This window comes from Marinobacter mobilis (assembly GCF_900106945.1).
Classification (GTDB): domain Bacteria; phylum Pseudomonadota; class Gammaproteobacteria; order Pseudomonadales; family Oleiphilaceae; genus Marinobacter; species Marinobacter mobilis.
This window is the reverse complement of record NZ_FNNE01000001.1, coordinates 1-16,347: the sequence shown is the minus strand read 5'-3', so window position 1 is coordinate 16,347 and position 16,347 is coordinate 1. Positions and strand designations below refer to the sequence as shown.

The 16,347-nt window shown below is 60.1% G+C and carries 12 protein-coding genes; 4 read left to right on the top strand and 8 right to left on the bottom strand.

What is annotated here, in order from left to right; all coding sequences use genetic code 11:
- Positions 1 to 7 precede the first annotated feature (7 nt).
- Positions 8 to 1,549, bottom strand: a complete 1,542-nt coding sequence (locus BLV11_RS00060) for a flavin-containing monooxygenase (protein WP_091810906.1) — start codon at positions 1,547 to 1,549, stop codon at positions 8 to 10.
- A gap of 219 nt (positions 1,550 to 1,768) precedes the next feature.
- Between BLV11_RS00060 and BLV11_RS00055 the strand changes: the two genes are divergently transcribed.
- Complete coding sequence (locus tag BLV11_RS00055; protein ID WP_091810905.1) at positions 1,769 to 2,020, top strand: thiamine-binding protein; 252 nt, start codon at positions 1,769 to 1,771, stop codon at positions 2,018 to 2,020.
- A 45-nt stretch (positions 2,021 to 2,065) separates the two neighbouring features.
- On the opposite strand, the gene BLV11_RS00050 is transcribed toward BLV11_RS00055, so the two are convergent.
- From BLV11_RS00050 to BLV11_RS00030, 5 genes are all read right to left on the bottom strand, one after another.
- Positions 2,066 to 2,341 (bottom strand): hypothetical protein, encoded by a 276-nt coding sequence (locus BLV11_RS00050; RefSeq protein ID WP_091810904.1) that lies wholly within the window; start codon positions 2,339 to 2,341, stop codon positions 2,066 to 2,068.
- The gene (locus tag BLV11_RS00045; RefSeq protein ID WP_245725863.1) at positions 2,338 to 3,234 is read right to left on the bottom strand and encodes an esterase/lipase family protein; all 897 of its coding nucleotides are present in this window, start codon (positions 3,232 to 3,234) and stop codon (positions 2,338 to 2,340) included. Before BLV11_RS00045 ends, BLV11_RS00050 begins: the two co-directional genes overlap by 4 nt.
- A 121-nt stretch (positions 3,235 to 3,355) precedes the next feature.
- Positions 3,356 to 8,599, bottom strand: a complete 5,244-nt coding sequence (locus BLV11_RS00040) for a DNA repair ATPase (protein WP_091810902.1) — start codon at positions 8,597 to 8,599, stop codon at positions 3,356 to 3,358.
- A gap of 100 nt (positions 8,600 to 8,699) precedes the next feature.
- Positions 8,700 to 10,637, bottom strand: a complete 1,938-nt coding sequence (locus BLV11_RS00035; protein ID WP_091810901.1) for a flotillin family protein — start codon at positions 10,635 to 10,637, stop codon at positions 8,700 to 8,702.
- Between the two features lie 29 nt (positions 10,638 to 10,666).
- Entirely contained in the window at positions 10,667 to 11,299 is a 633-nt protein-coding gene (locus tag BLV11_RS00030) for a hypothetical protein (RefSeq protein WP_091810900.1), read from the bottom strand.
- Positions 11,300 to 11,577: 278 nt separating this feature from the next.
- On the opposite strand from BLV11_RS00030, the gene BLV11_RS00025 reads away from it, so the two are divergent.
- The 3 genes from BLV11_RS00025 (at position 11,578) to BLV11_RS00015 (ending at position 13,110) form a co-directional block, all read left to right on the top strand.
- Complete coding sequence (locus tag BLV11_RS00025; RefSeq protein WP_091810899.1) at positions 11,578 to 11,982, top strand: YjfI family protein; 405 nt, start codon at positions 11,578 to 11,580, stop codon at positions 11,980 to 11,982.
- A 15-nt stretch (positions 11,983 to 11,997) separates the two neighbouring features.
- On the top strand, positions 11,998 to 12,693 hold the full coding sequence (locus BLV11_RS00020; RefSeq protein WP_091810898.1) for a PspA/IM30 family protein: 696 nt from the start codon (positions 11,998 to 12,000) through the stop codon (positions 12,691 to 12,693).
- Between the two features lie 75 nt (positions 12,694 to 12,768).
- Complete coding sequence (locus BLV11_RS00015; RefSeq protein WP_091810897.1) at positions 12,769 to 13,110, top strand: hypothetical protein; 342 nt, start codon at positions 12,769 to 12,771, stop codon at positions 13,108 to 13,110.
- 4 nt (positions 13,111 to 13,114) lie between these two features.
- On the opposite strand, the gene BLV11_RS00010 is transcribed toward BLV11_RS00015, so the two are convergent.
- Entirely contained in the window at positions 13,115 to 15,790 is a 2,676-nt protein-coding gene (locus BLV11_RS00010) for a mechanosensitive ion channel domain-containing protein (RefSeq protein WP_091810896.1), read from the bottom strand.
- A gap of 66 nt (positions 15,791 to 15,856) precedes the next feature.
- Complete coding sequence (locus BLV11_RS18265) at positions 15,857 to 16,009, bottom strand: hypothetical protein (RefSeq protein ID WP_175528241.1); 153 nt, start codon at positions 16,007 to 16,009, stop codon at positions 15,857 to 15,859.
- Positions 16,010 to 16,347: the final 338 nt, after the last annotated feature.

The window sequence follows — 16,347 nt, the reverse complement described above, 5'->3', positions numbered from 1 at the left end:
CGGCCCGTCAGGCCGCCTCGGTGGTTTTCGGCGCCGACCGTCTGCGCTTTCTTGGCGCCCGCTTGCCAAAATCAAAATCCCCCAGCGCCAGGAAGCGGGTTTTGAGCCAGAACCGCCAGGTTGAGAACGGCCATACCGCAAAGTTCTTACCGTCGCTCTGTTGGTACCAGCTGGTACATCCGGAGGTCCATACCGTATTCTCCAAGCCCCGGGCCATCTCCTGATTGAACGCCTGCTGGGCCTGAGCGGTCACATCCACGTAGTCACCCCCCCGGGCCGCCACGGTGTTCATCAGGCTGATGATGTAATCCGCCTGACACTCAATCATGAAAATGATGGAGTTGTGACCGAGACCGACGTTCGGGCCAACCAGCTGGAACAGGTTGGGATAGCCATGGACCATGGTGCCCATATAGCCTTCGACACCGTCTTTCCAGTCCTCAGCCAGGGAATGGCCATCCTTGCCGGTCAGCTCAAAGCCACTCATGGACAGGCGCGGATCGACCTGGAAACCGGTCCCCAGAATGATGCAGTCGGCGGGATGCTCACGGCCGTCAGCGGTGATCACACTGTGCTCGCGGACTTCCCGGATGCCCTCGGTGACCAGTTCAACATTGTCCCGGTTAAACATCGGGTACCACTTGTTGGATATCAACACCCGCTTGCAGCCGATGGTGTAGTCCGGGGTCAGCTGGCGGGCGACCTCGCGGTCTTTGACCTGAACTCGTATGAAGAGCTTGGCAAGCTGCTGCAGGCTCCGCGCCAGAGCCGGGTTGAAGATAGGCCAGACCCGCGATTCATTGCTCCAGTAAAGTCGCGCACGATGCAGTTTACGCAATGCCGGAAAACGTCCGAACAGCCGTTTTTCGAGGCCCAGGTAACGACGCTCATCGCGGGGAATAACCCAGGCCGGGGATCGCTGGAATACGGACAGCTTCTCCACCTCAGGTGCGATTTCCGGACAGTATTGGATGGCGCTGCCACCCGTGCCAATGGACACCACTTTCTTGCCGCGTAGATCGTAATCGTGATCCCACCGGGCGGAGTGAAACATCTTGCCCTTGAACGTCTCCAATCCCTTGAGGTGGGGGTACTGCGGCACATGCAGGGGGCCTGAGGCCAGAACCCAGTATTTGCAGTCGAAGCGGTCGCCCCGTTCAGTGGTCAGCTGCCACCGGGCCCTTTGCTCGTCGTAATGGGCCGCGATCACCTCCTGCCGGAATTGCACCAGGTCCCGCAACCCATAGTGGCGGGTGGTATCGAGAATGTACTGCTGGATCTCTTTCCAGGGAGCGTAACGCTTGCTCCAGTCGGCCTTACCGGCGAAGGAGTAGGAATACAGATGGGATTGCACGTCACAGGCACACCCGGGATAGGTGTTGTCTCGCCAGGTTCCACCAACCTCCTCCGCTTTTTCCAGGATCACCACGTTCTCGAACCCGGCTTCCCGCAGTTTGATGGCCATGCACAGGCCACCAAAGCCTGCACCCACAATGACCACATCGGCTTCCTGGATGGGCCCCTGCGCGGTTGTTTCTTGGTTCGCCATTTGTCACACCTCTACGTTGTTGTCACGACCCTTCGTCGCGAGGTTGTTCACTTCATGTGTTGTCGTAGGGCGAGTGTATGACGGTACGGGCAGCGCAGGATGGTCTGTTGTGGACACCCGGGGGTCATTCCGGGACAGGACCGGACAGCTTTGATTCAGGTCAATTTTTAGTCATGATGGCGAGATACTGTCCGCCACCCAAGCACCTGGAGTTTCGCCATGTACCTGTCTGTACAACTGAGCTACTACCCCTTGTCTGAGGACTACAAGCCCCCCATCCGGGAAGTCATTGCACGCCTGCAGGCGTCGGGACTGGACGTCTATCCGAACCGGATGAGCACCCAGGTATTTGGCGAGTTCGATGCGGTGATGACGGTGCTGTCAGACACGCTGAAATGGTCGTTCGAGACCTACGGCAAGGCCGTGTTCGTGGCGAATTTTCTGGAAGGCGACCGCCGCCCCCGTGAATAGGGAGCGGCTGGCACTACGCTGGGAATCGGAGAAGATTCCGCACGCTCAGTCTTTGGGAAGGGCTTGCTGGCTGAGCCTGGCCAGACCGTCTGACACCAGACTCACCGTCCCGTAACAGAGCCGGGAAACACCATGGTGCACACTGCGCACCTGTTCACTGACCGGACCTGTGACCGGATTTCTGGCCAGGATATTGAAGGTCTCATCAGCGATCGACAGGTGTACGCGCTGGGCTTTGATAGCCCCTTCGGCCAGACCGTGGCTCACCATGTGCCCCACACCCAGCCACCAGTCACGATTTGCTTGCTGTTTTTCTGTCATACCAGCCACTCCACGATTTGTTCGGCAACGGCACCATGATGAGCCAGCCGAATATGATCAATACCCTCAAAGGATGCTTCCCCAGCCAGGTTCCAGCCCCCCTGGCGCTCACCACGAGCGCTGGACTGATGCACCAGGGCGTCACCGAACAGGGCATTGACCGGATTGTTCTTCCGCCCTAACAGACCACACACCACATAATGGCGGACGTCCGGTACCAGCCCAGCCAATTCGCCCTCACCGGCCAGGATATCGCCCCGGGTCAGGTTGCGGATACCGTCACTGCGCAGGTCGATCACCTCCCCCGCCACCCGCAGATAGTCACGCGGCAAGGCCTTGAGGATGCGAGCCGAGGCCTGGGCACCCTTTGCCAGCCAGGAGCCGTCGTGGGGCGAGCCAATATAGACGCAATCCTGTAACGCCCGTACCCACCGGTGCCCGGACCCGACACCCGCATGACAGGCACTGCGAATCACCAGCCCCCCCATGCTGTGCCCCATCAGGATCAGCCGTTCAACCGGCACCGGCCAACTGCCCAGCAACCGTTCCAGGCCATCGGCCAGAGTCTGGCCATTGGCATGAATCGGGCGTCCGGTGTTGTAGCGCAGGCACAGGGTGGATGCCCCCGTTGCCAGTTCATCACCCACCCGGGTGCCGTAGTTGGCGTCCGGCTGACCGGAAAACTGCCATACGGAGTCCAGCTCCATCAGGCCGTGAATCAGCACAATCAGGGTCGCCTTGGGGTCTGCGACAGCCGCTGCGGGACTGGCCTCAGGAACTTTCACCCCGAGGCTTTGAAAGGTCATCGGAAGCGCCAGCGGGTTACCCTGGGCTTCGAGCCAGTCGCCGATAAAACCGCTGACGATGGCTGATGTTTGGTGTTGCCAGCTCACTGGTGACTCCTGCACAACGATTGAGGCAGGCGTCAGTGTAACCGGACCGGAACAATATCGATTGGCCTAACGCGGACTCTCGAGCGGCAGCACAATCAATGGTGACCCTGGAACGTCCTGGTCACGTCGGTTGCCCCAGCCGTTCCCGCAGGTCGTCGACCACCCGCAGCACCCGGCTCATCTCGCTCTGGGTCTTGAGGTCGAGTCCGAGCTTGCCTTGCATAGTTTCCACCAGCGGCATCAGCGATTGCTCAAAAATATCCGCAAACGCCTGCAGGGCTTCACCCAGACCGGGCGGACTGGCAACATTGACGGTTACCGCAGGTTCAACGCGGAGGTCCCTGAAACCATCCCGGAAAGACGTCGCCAGCTCACCGATCAGTGCCAGGGAGTCAGCGTGTGACGACGGCTCGGGGCGCTCGCCTGCGTCCTCAGGCACGTCTTGCACCAGTGTCTGAAGCTGGGTCAGTGCCTCAACAATCAGGCCCAACTGGCGCACGACCTTGATGCCGGTTTCTTCATCCCCCCCCGCCTGCTGGCGGCGCCGGAATTCGTCACAGATAGACTGCCAGCGCTGCCCTTCTTCCTCGCTAAGGGTGCCCCGCATCTGTTTGAGCTTGAGCAGGTTCTCCTCCGCGCCGTGGGTCAGCAGCTGGGCTTCACCCAGGTAATGGTCATCAATCAGGGCATCGAGCTCGGCATCGGTCATGACCGGCGACAGTTTCTCCGCCAGCTTGTTCATGTTGCGGTAACTGCCCTGGAGTTTGAACGGCGGCTCCGTGCGATAGGCCTCGGCTTGCGCGCTGGAAGCAATGTAGGCCTGATTGACCTTGAGCACGACCTCGCGGACCCGGAACATTTTCCGCAACAGTTCGACGATCTCTTCCCGCTCGGCGCCACTGTAGTCGTGATCAAACTCCGAGCTGGCCACGTCGCGGCCGGCGGCAATGTCGGCAAAGCGGTAGAAGTCATCCATGCCCCGGGTGGCGAGGGGGGCCAGGACGGCATTGGAGCTGAGACTGTTCTCAACGTAGGACAGCTCAAACACCGACGCCATACCGCTGAGCACGTCCCCCAGATTGTAGATATCGGCCCGGTTGGCCAGCATATCCGGCACCTTGAAGACATCACCGCTCTCGGTATAGGGGTTACCGGCCATCACCACACAGAAACGCTTGCCCCGCATGTCATACGTCTTGGTACGCCCCCGCCACACCCCTTCAATGCGGCGACTGCCGTCACACAGGGAGATGAACTTCTGCAGGAATTCCGGGTGGGTGTGCTGGATGTCGTCGAGGTACAGCATCACGTTGTTGCCCATTTCCAACGCCAGGTTGAGCTTGATCAGCTCGGCCTCAGCGGTGGAATGGGGGGCCTTCTCCGGATCCAGCGAAGCGACATCGTGGCCCAGGCTCGGGCAGTTGATCTTCATGAAGATCAGACCCAGACGGCTGGCGACATACTCCATCAGCGTGGTCTTACCGTAGCCCGGCGGCGAAATCATCATCAGCAGGCCCATCAGGTCGGTGCGGCGGTTTTCACCCACCGTGCCCATCTGCTTGGCGAGGTTGTCACCAATCAGTGGCAGGTAGCTTTCGCTGATCAGCTTGTTGCGAACAAAAGAAGACAGCGGCTTGGGCCGGAACTCCTCCAGGCGCAGGCGGTCCCGCCACTTGTTCAGGACTTGCTGGCGAACTTCCTGGAGCCGGACCCAGGCCGGGATGACCTGCTCCTGGTGATAGCGCAGGCGCTGATTGAATTCATCAAGCTGCAGCCGGAAAGCCCGCTCCTCGATACGCGGGTGCTGGCCCAGCAGACCCTCCACAGTAAACGCCAACTCAACATTACGGGGATGGGTGGTGACGCGCTCACCGGCGTTAAGGATGGCAATGGCCTCCGGCAGGTAGTGACGGTCCTGCTCCCGCCCGGTCTTGCGGGCCCAGGCGTCTAACCAGTGGCCGGTAATCCGCCAGCGGGCACCGGGCTGATCCCTGACCACCACCAACGCCTCCTCATACTGGCTGTAGTGCCCCTCGCGCTTCATCTCGGCAACGAAGCCCTCCACCAATGCCGACGCATACTGGGTGGTTTCAAAACCGCCGTGTTCTTCCGCCAGTTGCAGTACCAGGTAATCCGCGGCATTGCGCACCGTGCTGTCGTCCCCTGGAAGCTGGTGTTCACTGACGAAGGCCTGAAGCGCTGGTTCAATCTCGGCCGTCAGTGCGCTCAGCAACTCCCGCGAATGCATCATCCGGCTGAGGATGCCGGCCGACAGGCAGCGCGAACGCAGGGTACGGGCCTGGGCCTCGTCCTGGGCGTGGCGGGCCCAGAACAGCATGGCCAGGGCCCTGGCCTGGGGGCTGAACCGCAGCAGACCGGCACTCTGGGTGGCCGGCCACAGGGTGCCGACAATCAGGGCCGCGTCGTGGTCGTGAATACCTTTTTCATACCCTTCCCGATAGCGGGGGGAGGCGAAACGGCGGATGTAATCGATCAGCTCGTCCCGGTCAGCAACGTTGACCGGCGTGCTTCCGGCCTTGGCCAGTTCATCCATCACCAGGTAAGCCAGGTATTCACCGCGATAGACCTGATCCGACTCGGAAGGCTGACTAAGCTCCCAATAGGAACGCAGGGCCTCCAGCTCGGGCTCCTCAATAGCTTCGTAGAACTGGGTTCCGGTCAGGTGCAGCATGATTTTGCCATCCCGGGGTACCAGCGTCAGGTCCACTTCCTGGTGATTGACCGAAAAGCGGTGACGAGGCCCCAGGCGAATCACCTGGCCACCTTCCTCGTAAATATCGGCACGGTCACGGACACTGCGCAAGGCGGCATCCCGCTGGGAACGCAGGCGACCTTCACAGTCGTCCGCCTCCATATTGGCGCCCAGCTCCCGCAACTCCGCCGCCATACTGCGAACCTTGGCCACCATGGCATCGGAGGCGAAGAAGGCGTGCAGCTCTTCCTGGCTTTCGAAGCGCTCGGTGCGCCGGTTGACGTTCTTGAGAATGCGGTTGGCGGCGTCCGTCAGGGTGTTGATCCTGCGCTGGCGCTGGTCCTGCAGTTGCTGGCGACGCGCCTCAATGCTCTCGTGGGCGGTCTCACGCTGCTCCAGGATAGCGCTCAGGAACTCGTCGTACTCGCCGAACTGGCTCTCCAGTTCCTGCAGTTGATCCAGCATCCGGGTCATTAACCCGTCGCAGGCCCCAGGCTCCGTGAGCGCGCCCACGCCATTGGCAAGGCTCTGCTCAAACAGGCGCATACGGGCGGCAAACTGGGCCTTGGCTTCTTCGCTGCCGCGGGCCTTCAGGCGAATCTCCGCTTCCGAGCGCTGTTGGTTGATGGTGGCGTAGATACCGGAAATGTTCTCGGTGATCTGGGTTTCCAGGCTGGCGTTATCGCCAGACAACGACGCCAGCATGCCCTGGATCATATCCAGACCGGCCGTCAGTTCCCGATACTCATCCACGCACTTGGCCAGCGCTTCGCGGTTATCGGCCTCGTCGCAGCGTGTGGCCAGTTGCGCCAGGGTCTGACGATAACCGTCCAGGGCCGCGGGGGTGGCCAGGAATTTGAACGTACGGTCACTGAGCCGGGCCTCAGCCTGGTCCAGCTCCGCTTCCAGCTCACCGATCTGGGCTTCATCGATGTAGCGGCGATCCCTCAGGGTCCGTACCCGGCCGCGGTGATCCCGCAGTTTTTTCAGGTGGGCCACGAAGACGTCGGGCGTTTTCCAGCTGTCGGGCTTGAGGTCCCGCAGCAGGGTCGCCTGCTGCTGGGCGGTATCCTGCACCGCCGTCGCCGTCTGGGCACGGATACTCTGGACCTTTTCATACTCATCCAGCATCAGCTCGGCGGTCTTACGCACCTCCGACAGGCGCTCGGTCAGGGCACAGTCGGGCACGTCCTCACCGCCGACCTCACCAATCCAGTAGAACTGGTCCAGTACCCGGTCGGTGGTGCGGATCAGTGTGGTGAAATGCTGCTCGGACACTTCGGCCCGCTCGACCAGCGCCACAATGGTGTTGAGCTCGGCAATGCCCCGCACCAGTTCCGGGTTGCCGATCCGGCCGAGCAGCGAGTCGTTCCTGACACTGTCACGGGCGTGGAAGCTCTCCGACATAAACGGGGTATTCCACACCTGCAGCGGATGAACCAGCGTCGGCTCACGGTCAGCGTTGAAAATGGCCAGGTGGCCGTTCTCAAACAGCGCGAAACCATGCCCCACCATGGGGGTATCCGCCTGCTTGCGGATCAGGTTGTAGCGGTACAGCACCACCTCACCACCGGCTTCGCCATAGAACACAAACAGCACGTCCTCGCCGTTGGGCGAACGGATCATGCGCTTGAAGCGAAGGTCCGTGTCCGGCACCTCGAAGGTTTTCAGTTCTCCGCTGGTGAGGTAATAGCCAGACGGGAAAATCAGGCCGTGGTTTTCCGGCAGCGTCACTACCGAGCCGCCCAGGGCATCAATACGCTCCACCTGACGGGTGCTTCGGTTGTAGAGGTAATAGCGCCAATGATCCTCGCCATAGGGCAGGATGCGAACCAGGATGACGTCCTTGAGATCGGCATACTCAAAGGTGGCATCGTCCAGGGACTGGGAATCCGACGTCACCGGGTCAGAGTAGATCCCCTCGCCGGTGTTGGTGTTGTTCTCAATCTTGAAGGTGATATCGCCACGCAGGTTGTCGATAAACAGGGTGTCGGCAATGTTCAGGTGTGGCGCCCGCCCCTGCACCTGGGCGTCCCGTCCGGCGGAGCGCCACTCGAAACTGAAGCGGTCTGGAAACACCAGGTCACGTTCACCCCGGTTGTCGATGTAACGACTCACCGTGCCGGCGGCCGTCAGCTCCCAGCGGAACACCCGCTGGTCACTGAGTTTCTCGCCAATGCGGAAGGCCATCAGCAGCATGCCGTTGAGCACCACCAGCTGGGCCAGGGTGGCGTGGCTGTAGTACTGCTGGAGTTCGCGGAAATCGGTGCGGAAACGCTCATCCGCCAGGAAACTGTCTGCGACCGATGCCTCCCCGACCTCGAAGCCCTCCTCGGAGTCGTTGAGGTGGTAAAGGCTGAAGACATCTTCAATGGCCAGCGCCTTGCGCAAGCCCAACTGCAGGTTAAAGCCAAACAACAGTTGATTACCAATACGCACCACATCACGGGCGATGGCGTTGTTTTCGGTCCGTACCCGGCCACGCCCCAGCACGCCCATGCCAGCGCCTCCGAAGACCTCGGAGCGGGCGCTGTTGAGGGTATCCACATCAGCGCGGAGTTGCTGCCCCTGATCTTTCAGGCGGCGCTGGATGGTTTCAAAGGCAGTGCCTTCCTTGACGATGTTTTCGAGTTGACTGCGGTCCTTCGACATGGGGTTCATCCTGGCAACAAATCACGAAAATAACGGGAGGGGCGTTCAGCCATACGGGAACCGGCGACAGGCAGTCGCCACCGGTCCCCGGCATGGGTCATCAGGCGTTTTCGGTGGAACCCGTCGACTGGCCCTTGAAGGCACGGTCGGTGATGCCCGCCAGTGCGGCCTGCAGGGCAGGCGACTTGTCCAGCACACCCTGAACGGTCTTGCCGTAACCCAGCCCCTTGGCGAACTTCTCGAAGATATCGCCATCGCCGCCAATCAGCTCGAACTTGGCATCCTTCAGCGCCGCAGACATGACCTTGCCGTTCTCCAGCATACCGATGCGCTGGGCATCGATGCTGGCCATGGTTTCCTTCTCGTGCACTTCCAGGTTCATGCGGAACTGCTCGAAGTGACGGGCTTCCTCCGACATGTTGTCGTAAGCCTTGAGTTTTTCCACCAGACCGTTGGCTTCAGCCTTGGCCATGGCTTCGCGGGCCTGGGCCTTGGCCAGACCGAGTTTTTCCTCGCCCATGGCTTCGGTTTCGAGGCGCTGCTCGAGTACCCGTACTTCCGCCATACCGGCTTCTTCCTCGGCCTTGGCGTTAGCGGTCTTGACCTCGGCTTCCACCAGACCTTCGGCACGCTGGGCCGTGGCTCGGGCTTCCTGTACCTGGGCCTGAGCCAGACCATCGGCGGCCGCCAGGGCCTGCTGACCACGGGCCAGCTTCTCGTCCGCAGCCGCCTTCTTCTCGGCTGAATCCAGCTCCGCCTGAGAACGCACCACCACTTCGTCAGACTCCAGCTTGGCGCGTTCATACGCGGCCTCCGCCGCCTTCACTTCCTTCAGTTTGCGCTCTTCCGCTTCCGCTTCGGCGGCAATCACCGTCTGCACCTTCAGGCGATCCGCCTCGGACCGGTTACGCACGTCCTTGATATTCTCTTCTTCCTCCGCCACGCCGCGTTCAACGGCGATACGTTCACTGGTGATGACCGCGATTTCCTTGCGCTCTTCCTCCAGGGATTTCTCCATACCGATGCGCTCGATCTCTACCGCGCGCTGACGGTTGACGTCTTCCAGCTCACGGGCCTGCTGGATACGGACATCCTCAATCTGAATAGCACGCTCACGGGCCTTGGTAGCCATTTCCACCTGACGCAGGCGGTTCTCTTCGGCGATTTCCACTTCCTCATCGGTCTTGATGCGGGCCGCTTCGGCCTTGGCGCGCTCCTGCTGACGGACCTGCTCGGTTTCCGAAGTCTCGCGGGCCTGCAGGGTCTCGATCTCACGACGCTGGCGTGCCTCGGCATCGGCCTGAGTACGTTCCAGCTCCAGGGCCGCCTCCCGCGCAGACACGTTCTTGCGCTGGATTTCCAGTTCCTGATCACGCTCAAGACGATTGGTTTCCACATTGTGCAGGGCGGTGATCTCGGTAATTCGGCGGATACCTTCCGAGTCGAGGATGTTATTGGGATCCAGGGAGCTCTTTGGCGTCTGTTCCAGGTAATCGATGGCCACGTCTTCGAGGATGTAACCGTTCAGGTCCTCGCCAATGGTCTCGACGATGGCGTCACGGAAACGCTGACGTTCCTCGAACAGCTGCATGAACTCCAGCTTCTTGCCGACGGTCTTCAGCGCCTCGCTGAACTTGGCGTTGAACAGGTCGTTGACCGCGCCGCGATCGGAAGCCCGGCCAACGCCCACGGACTTGGCCACCCGAAGTACATCTTCAGCGGTCTCGTTGACCCGCAGGTAAAACGCCACGGTGATGTCGGCCCGCAGGTTGTCCTTACAGATCAGGCCGTCCTTGCCGGTGCGGTTCAGTTCCAGGGTGATGACGGAAATTTTCATGGTTTCCGCACGGTGGATCACCGGCAGCACCATGGCTCCGGTGAAATAGACCTTCGGCGTTGCCGACATGTCGTTGACGATCAGGGCCTGGCCCTGATCCACCTTGCGGTAGAACGCTTTGAACAGCGACAGAATGGCCAGCAGTGAAACCACCAGAACGGCGATGGTGACAAGAACCGGCATAACCCACGACAAATCCATTTAGTGTGTCTCCTGCGTTGACGAACAAATTAACCGGCGGAGCCGGAGAGGAAGTCAGCTTCTGGCATGACCCAGTAAGCCTGTTGATCGGACAGATACTCCACCAGCACAACCCGGTCACGGCGAGCCAGCGACGCATCACTGCGAATCTGAAGAATCAGGTGGGCACCGTCACGGTGGGCTTCCGCCCGACCTTTGCCGGTGCTTTCGTTGAAAGCCAGCACCACACAGGCCGTGCCGATCACCTGTTTCTGGAGTGGGCGCTTGTAAGCACGACGGAACAAGGGGCGCAACGGGCGCACCAGCACTGACGTCACCAGCAGCCCTGCAAACAGCGCCCCGGGAATCACCAGCAAGCCGAACACCACGTGTCCCCAGCCGCCACCGAGTGCGGCGCCGAACAGCAAATCAGCAAAGTAGGCCAGCAGCCAGCTGGACAGGAACAGCAGGGTCAGCACCAGCGGCAACGGCACGCCCTGGAGGCCCAGGGTCACCATCAACCCCCCCACATCGGCGGACGGATCAATGTCTATATCCCCATCGCCACCGTCGAGATCAACCAGTCCCAACAGGGAAATGAGCCAGTAAATGACCGCGACTGCCAACAAAATGGTAAAGACGACAGTCGGAAATGAGAAAGTAATCGCAAGAAATGCTGCCATGAACAATCCTTTTCCACGGTTTGAACTACGCTGTTTTATCAAACCTTCCGTGACAGCAGAAGCGGCTTCGGCCGACCACGACAGTTGTATGACATATTCTGTCAAAAACCTTTTTCTTATACCCCAGTAAACCCGCTTATTGCAAACTCTTTAATTTCCGGTATAGACTGGAATTCATGACATAACATGTCAACTCACTGCGACCGGAGTCCAGCCTGTCATCGGGAGCAACAACCGGGCCCCGGGGCGCAGCCGAGCCACTGGAAAAGGAGCTTAATGTGGACACTCAATCCCTCATCCTTGCACTGGGAGACGCTACACACGCTGGCAGAACGTTCAATGTGATGCCGGTTGCCGGGGACGACCCCGTCCTTCAGATCGCGGTCTCCGGAGCGGATGAAACGCCGGTTTACCTTACGGTAACGGAGTCGCAGATTCTGTGCCTGGTTTATCTTTTCGAGGAAAGCGAAATCCGCGCCTCGGCCCTGCCGGAGCTCCACGAGAGCATGCTCCGAATCAGCGTACCGATGCCACTGAGTGCACTGGGCAAAGTCGAGAACCACTACGTGGTCTACGGTTCCCTCAGCCCCACCTCCAGCCAGACCGAGGTGATGCAGGAACTGGTCACCCTCGCAGACAACGCGATCGACTTGTTACAGACGTTTGAAGACTTTCTGGAATAATCAGGGGACGATGACATGAAAGCCGTACTGAAAAAGCTACTGACTGCCATGCGCGGCAGCGTAAATGAGTTGGGTGAGGCCGTGGTCGACAGCCAGGGCAGCCGCATTCTTGAGCAGGAACTCCGCGACTCCGAGCACGAGCTGAAGCAGGCAAAGAACGAGCTGGCCGCCCTGATGGCGGAAGTCGCCTCCCTGAACCGCCAGATCAAGACTGAGTCCGACAGCGCGGAAAGCCGTGAGCAGGACGCCCGTAAAGCATTGGCCGCCGGTCAGGAAGAGCTGGCCCGGGAAGTGGCCGAGCGCATTGTTGGCCACGAGCGGCGTAAGGCCGAACTGACCCAGGCCCGCGTCCAGCTTGAGGAGCGCACCCGCGGGCTTAAAGATCGGGTTCAGAAAGCCGAAAAACAACTGGCCGAATACCGCCGCGAACTGCAGGTGGTCAAAACCAACGAACGGGTACTTCGCACCACCGCCCAGATCGACACCAACATCAACAGCAACCAGTCGTCGCTGAGTACCGCCCGGGAAACCCTGGAACGCATTCGCGAGCGTCAGGCCCGCGAGGAAGACCGTCAGGGCGCCCGTGCGCAGCTGGAGAAGGAACTCACCGGACAGGACCTGGATGAAAAACTGAAAGCCGCGGGCATTGATGCCGAGCAGGATTCGGTCAACGATGTGCTGGCCCGCCTGAAAGGCGATCAGCCATCCTGACGCCCCCGTGACCTCCATGATGACTGCGCCCGAAGGCACATCAGTGTCTTCGGGCCTTGATGCAAGTGCGCCCAGATGAGTGACAAGAAAGATTGGCCAAAGGAAGTCGAAGCGCTGAAGGCCGTTCAGCTGGCATTTGATCTGTCCAGCGACATCCAGCGCGCCTTTCGTGTTGCCGCCGCCATGCAGGACCTGAACACCTCCGCAATGGTGCGCAAAGCACTCAATCTACCCTATCGCAGAAAACGGATTCGACCACGGATCACGGTGACCCTGCACGAAGAGGATTTTGAACAGCTGGCCGCCCGCTACAACCTACCGGCCGATGATCGCGCCGCTATCCGCCAGCGGGTCGCAGAAGAGCTGGGACAATTCGCCACCGCCTTTCTTGCCGACCAGGACACTCCCGGTAAGTAATCATTCACTTGCCCGCCTCCGTGCGGATATGAATATCCCGTTGCGGGAATGGAATTTCGATACCCGACTTCGCGAGTTCGCGGGTAATCGCTGAGTGTATTTCGTGAGACAACGGCATGATGTCCAGCATGCTGCGGACAAACGCACGGATCTCAAAGTTAATACTGCTATCACCCAGCCCCACACAGAACACTGCGGGTGGAGGTTCCTCTACCACCCGGTCGTTGTTGGCCGCCACACCGAGCAGCAGCTCCCGTACCACATCAACATCAGAGCCATAGGCCACCCCTACCCGCACAATCACCCGGGTAATGGAATCGCTCAGGGTCCAGTTGGTCAGATCCTGGGTGACGAACGTCTTGTTCGGAATAATCTGTTCTTTGCGATCCCAATCCACCAGAGTCGTTGCGCGGATACGGATTCGGGAGACCGTGCCGGTAATGCCTCCGATGGTCACCGTGTCCCCTACCCGGATGGGCCGCTCGAATAACAGAATGATGCCAGACACAAAGTTGGCAACAATTTCCTGCAAACCAAACCCCAGACCAACCCCCAGCGCCGCAACCAGCCACTGCAACTTAGACCACTCGGCCCCCAGAATATTCAGCGAGGCTATCGCGCCAATGATTACGATCAGGTAGGTCACTACCGTGGTAATGGCGTAACCGGAGCCCGGTGCCAACTGCAGACGGCTGAGTATCATCACCTCAAGCGTTCCCGGCAGGTTTCGGGTCGCGTAAACGGTGACAAATGCGACCAGTGCGGCCTTGCCAAGATCCGACAGGGTGACAGTCAGGCTTGCGTCGCCGTCACTCACTGTCCAGAGGGTAATTTCGTCGAACAGATGGAGAGCCGGAATGATGGGTGCCCACAGTACCCAGAGCCCGGCTATTGCCACAAACAGGGTCGAAATCGCCAGCAGCGCCTGGCTCTGGGCACTGATGTCGTACAGATCCATCTCCGGAAGGTCCAGGCTGCCAGGCTGCCCCTCCCCCGAGGACGCAGATGCCTCCAGCTGAGCTTCCAGCTCCTGATCTTTCGCACGCTTGGCCCGCAAGCGCTCCATTTTCAACCGCCGCTCCCGTACCGCCAGAGCCCGCAACCCCAGATAGCGCATCAGGGTCAGGAACACCAGCCAGCACACGCTGATAAACAGGGCCCCCTCCAACTGCACTGCGGTGTAGTGGTAACCCAGCAACGACGCCAGCGCCAGTATCAGGGGCGTCGCCACCGCCAGTAAATGAACGGCCTGCCACCCACGGGAATCACGCCGGGCAGGCGTCACACTCCGATACGCCGCTGCCAGCCGGTGAATAAAGATCGCCAAAGCCAGCGACGCTATGGTGAAAGCAATCCGGCCAAAGCTGGCGTCGAACTCCATGAAAGCACCAGACTGTGTAACCGGACTCAGGGCCGCCACCGGTAACAACACAACCAGCAGACGGGGCATGCCATGACGAATGGCGGCTAATCCCGTCGCTTGCCATTTGAAATGGCACTCAGCCACCCCTTGCGGGCGTGCAATCTGCGATACCGATCCCAACAGGAATAACACCAGGGCGGCATCAACCAGACCGCTCGCCAACCCCTGCCCAAGAGGGCCGCCTTCGGCCACCAGCAGAGCCCCGACAAACAACAAAAGCACCCCGGGCAGTGCCAGAGCCACCGAGCTCAACAACGCCGTTACGGTCAGTCCGATCCGGTCCTTGCCGACCTTCCCGATGGACCGGTTGTCTTCCTTCATCCGTTCTTTAAGGCGGCGACGGGAATACGACAGACCAGCAAACAGCAGCCCCAGCAACACCAGCAGTGGCAGCCGGGCGCTGACGGAGGCAGGAAAACCTTTAACGATCTCCATCAGGCCCGATGGATCAAAGATGCTCCTGACGGCCTGCAGTAACTCGGCAAACATCGCCGGACCAGCAGGCTCAACGCTCGGCAACCAGAACAGACGACGACGAACCAGCTCCTGATAGGCCCTGAGCCGTTGTTCCAGAGCGGTGATCACCTGAAAGTACTCCGTCAGCACATGCACATGATCATCAACCAACGAGCGTAATTGATTCAGGACCTGAACCCGCTGGTCAATCAGACGGTCACTGACCGGCTCATCCGGGTCCAGCACGGCGCCAAACTCTTCCAGCTGAAACTGCTCGATACGAGCCGCTTCCAACTGCTCCTTGATGGCGGGAACCAGATTATCCGCGAGGTGTTGCTGTTCCAGCCGATCCAGGCGCCGACGCAGAAGATTGGCGTAGTTGTCCGACAATCCCAGACCGGCAGACTCCAGCCGCTGTTCGAGACTGGCAAACTCATTGTCCAGCCGCTGCTGCAGAGACTTTGCATACGTCAGTCGCTCACGGGTTTGCGCCAGTGCCGCCTGCCGCTCCCATAGCGCCGACCGCAAGGACTGAATTTCCTCACGAACCCCCGTTTCCGATTGGGACAGCGTCTTTATTGGCAACGGCGCTGGGGTATCCGATGCCTCGGGCGCAGCAATGATTGGCTCCGGCGCCTGCACAACCGTACTCTGGGCCGGCCCCTCTGCCTCCGCGCCTCCCGCTGCTGGCTCCTGGGCCATCGCAGGCATCGCAACCGACAACAGCAACCACATCAGCAATGGCCAAACGCCACCACCAGGCCACCATCTGCCCCGCCCACTAAGCTGCCGTCGTTCCATGTTCGTACACGCCTGATATTTCGTCGAAAAGAGTATGGTTTATCAGACCTTATCTGGCGACTGTGATCAAGCTGAAAGCGACGCCCGTTCAGCATCAGAAAAGCCAGTGCTGACCCGAAGCAGACGACCCTCTGGCCCCTCAACCATGATCGCCCCCATCCACCCTTCACTGAGGAAGGCCGTGGAGGTGTAATCCAGCAACGGGGCTGGTGTACTCATTCTGCATCCTCGGGTTTAAAGATTAGCAGGCATAACGTCTTGAGCCCCGCCCCAAGGCACCCGGAAACTCGCTGAGCGGCGCAAGGCGGAGTGATTAAAGTCCTGTTGCTGGGCAGGCTGATCCGGTACCGAGTCCGGACGATAGGCTGTGAGGCCATAATAGCCACCGACCGTTGAGTTGGGCGCCCCTCCCCGTCGGTCAGCGCCGTTGCTGCACACATCCATTGTTCTCTTCCCTTGGGCGTCCTGCCCTCTGAAACCTGCAGGCTCAATTGTTCACAAAAACGTCCTGCGCTGATACCGACCGATTCCGGTTTCTCATGATGTGGGCCAGGCAA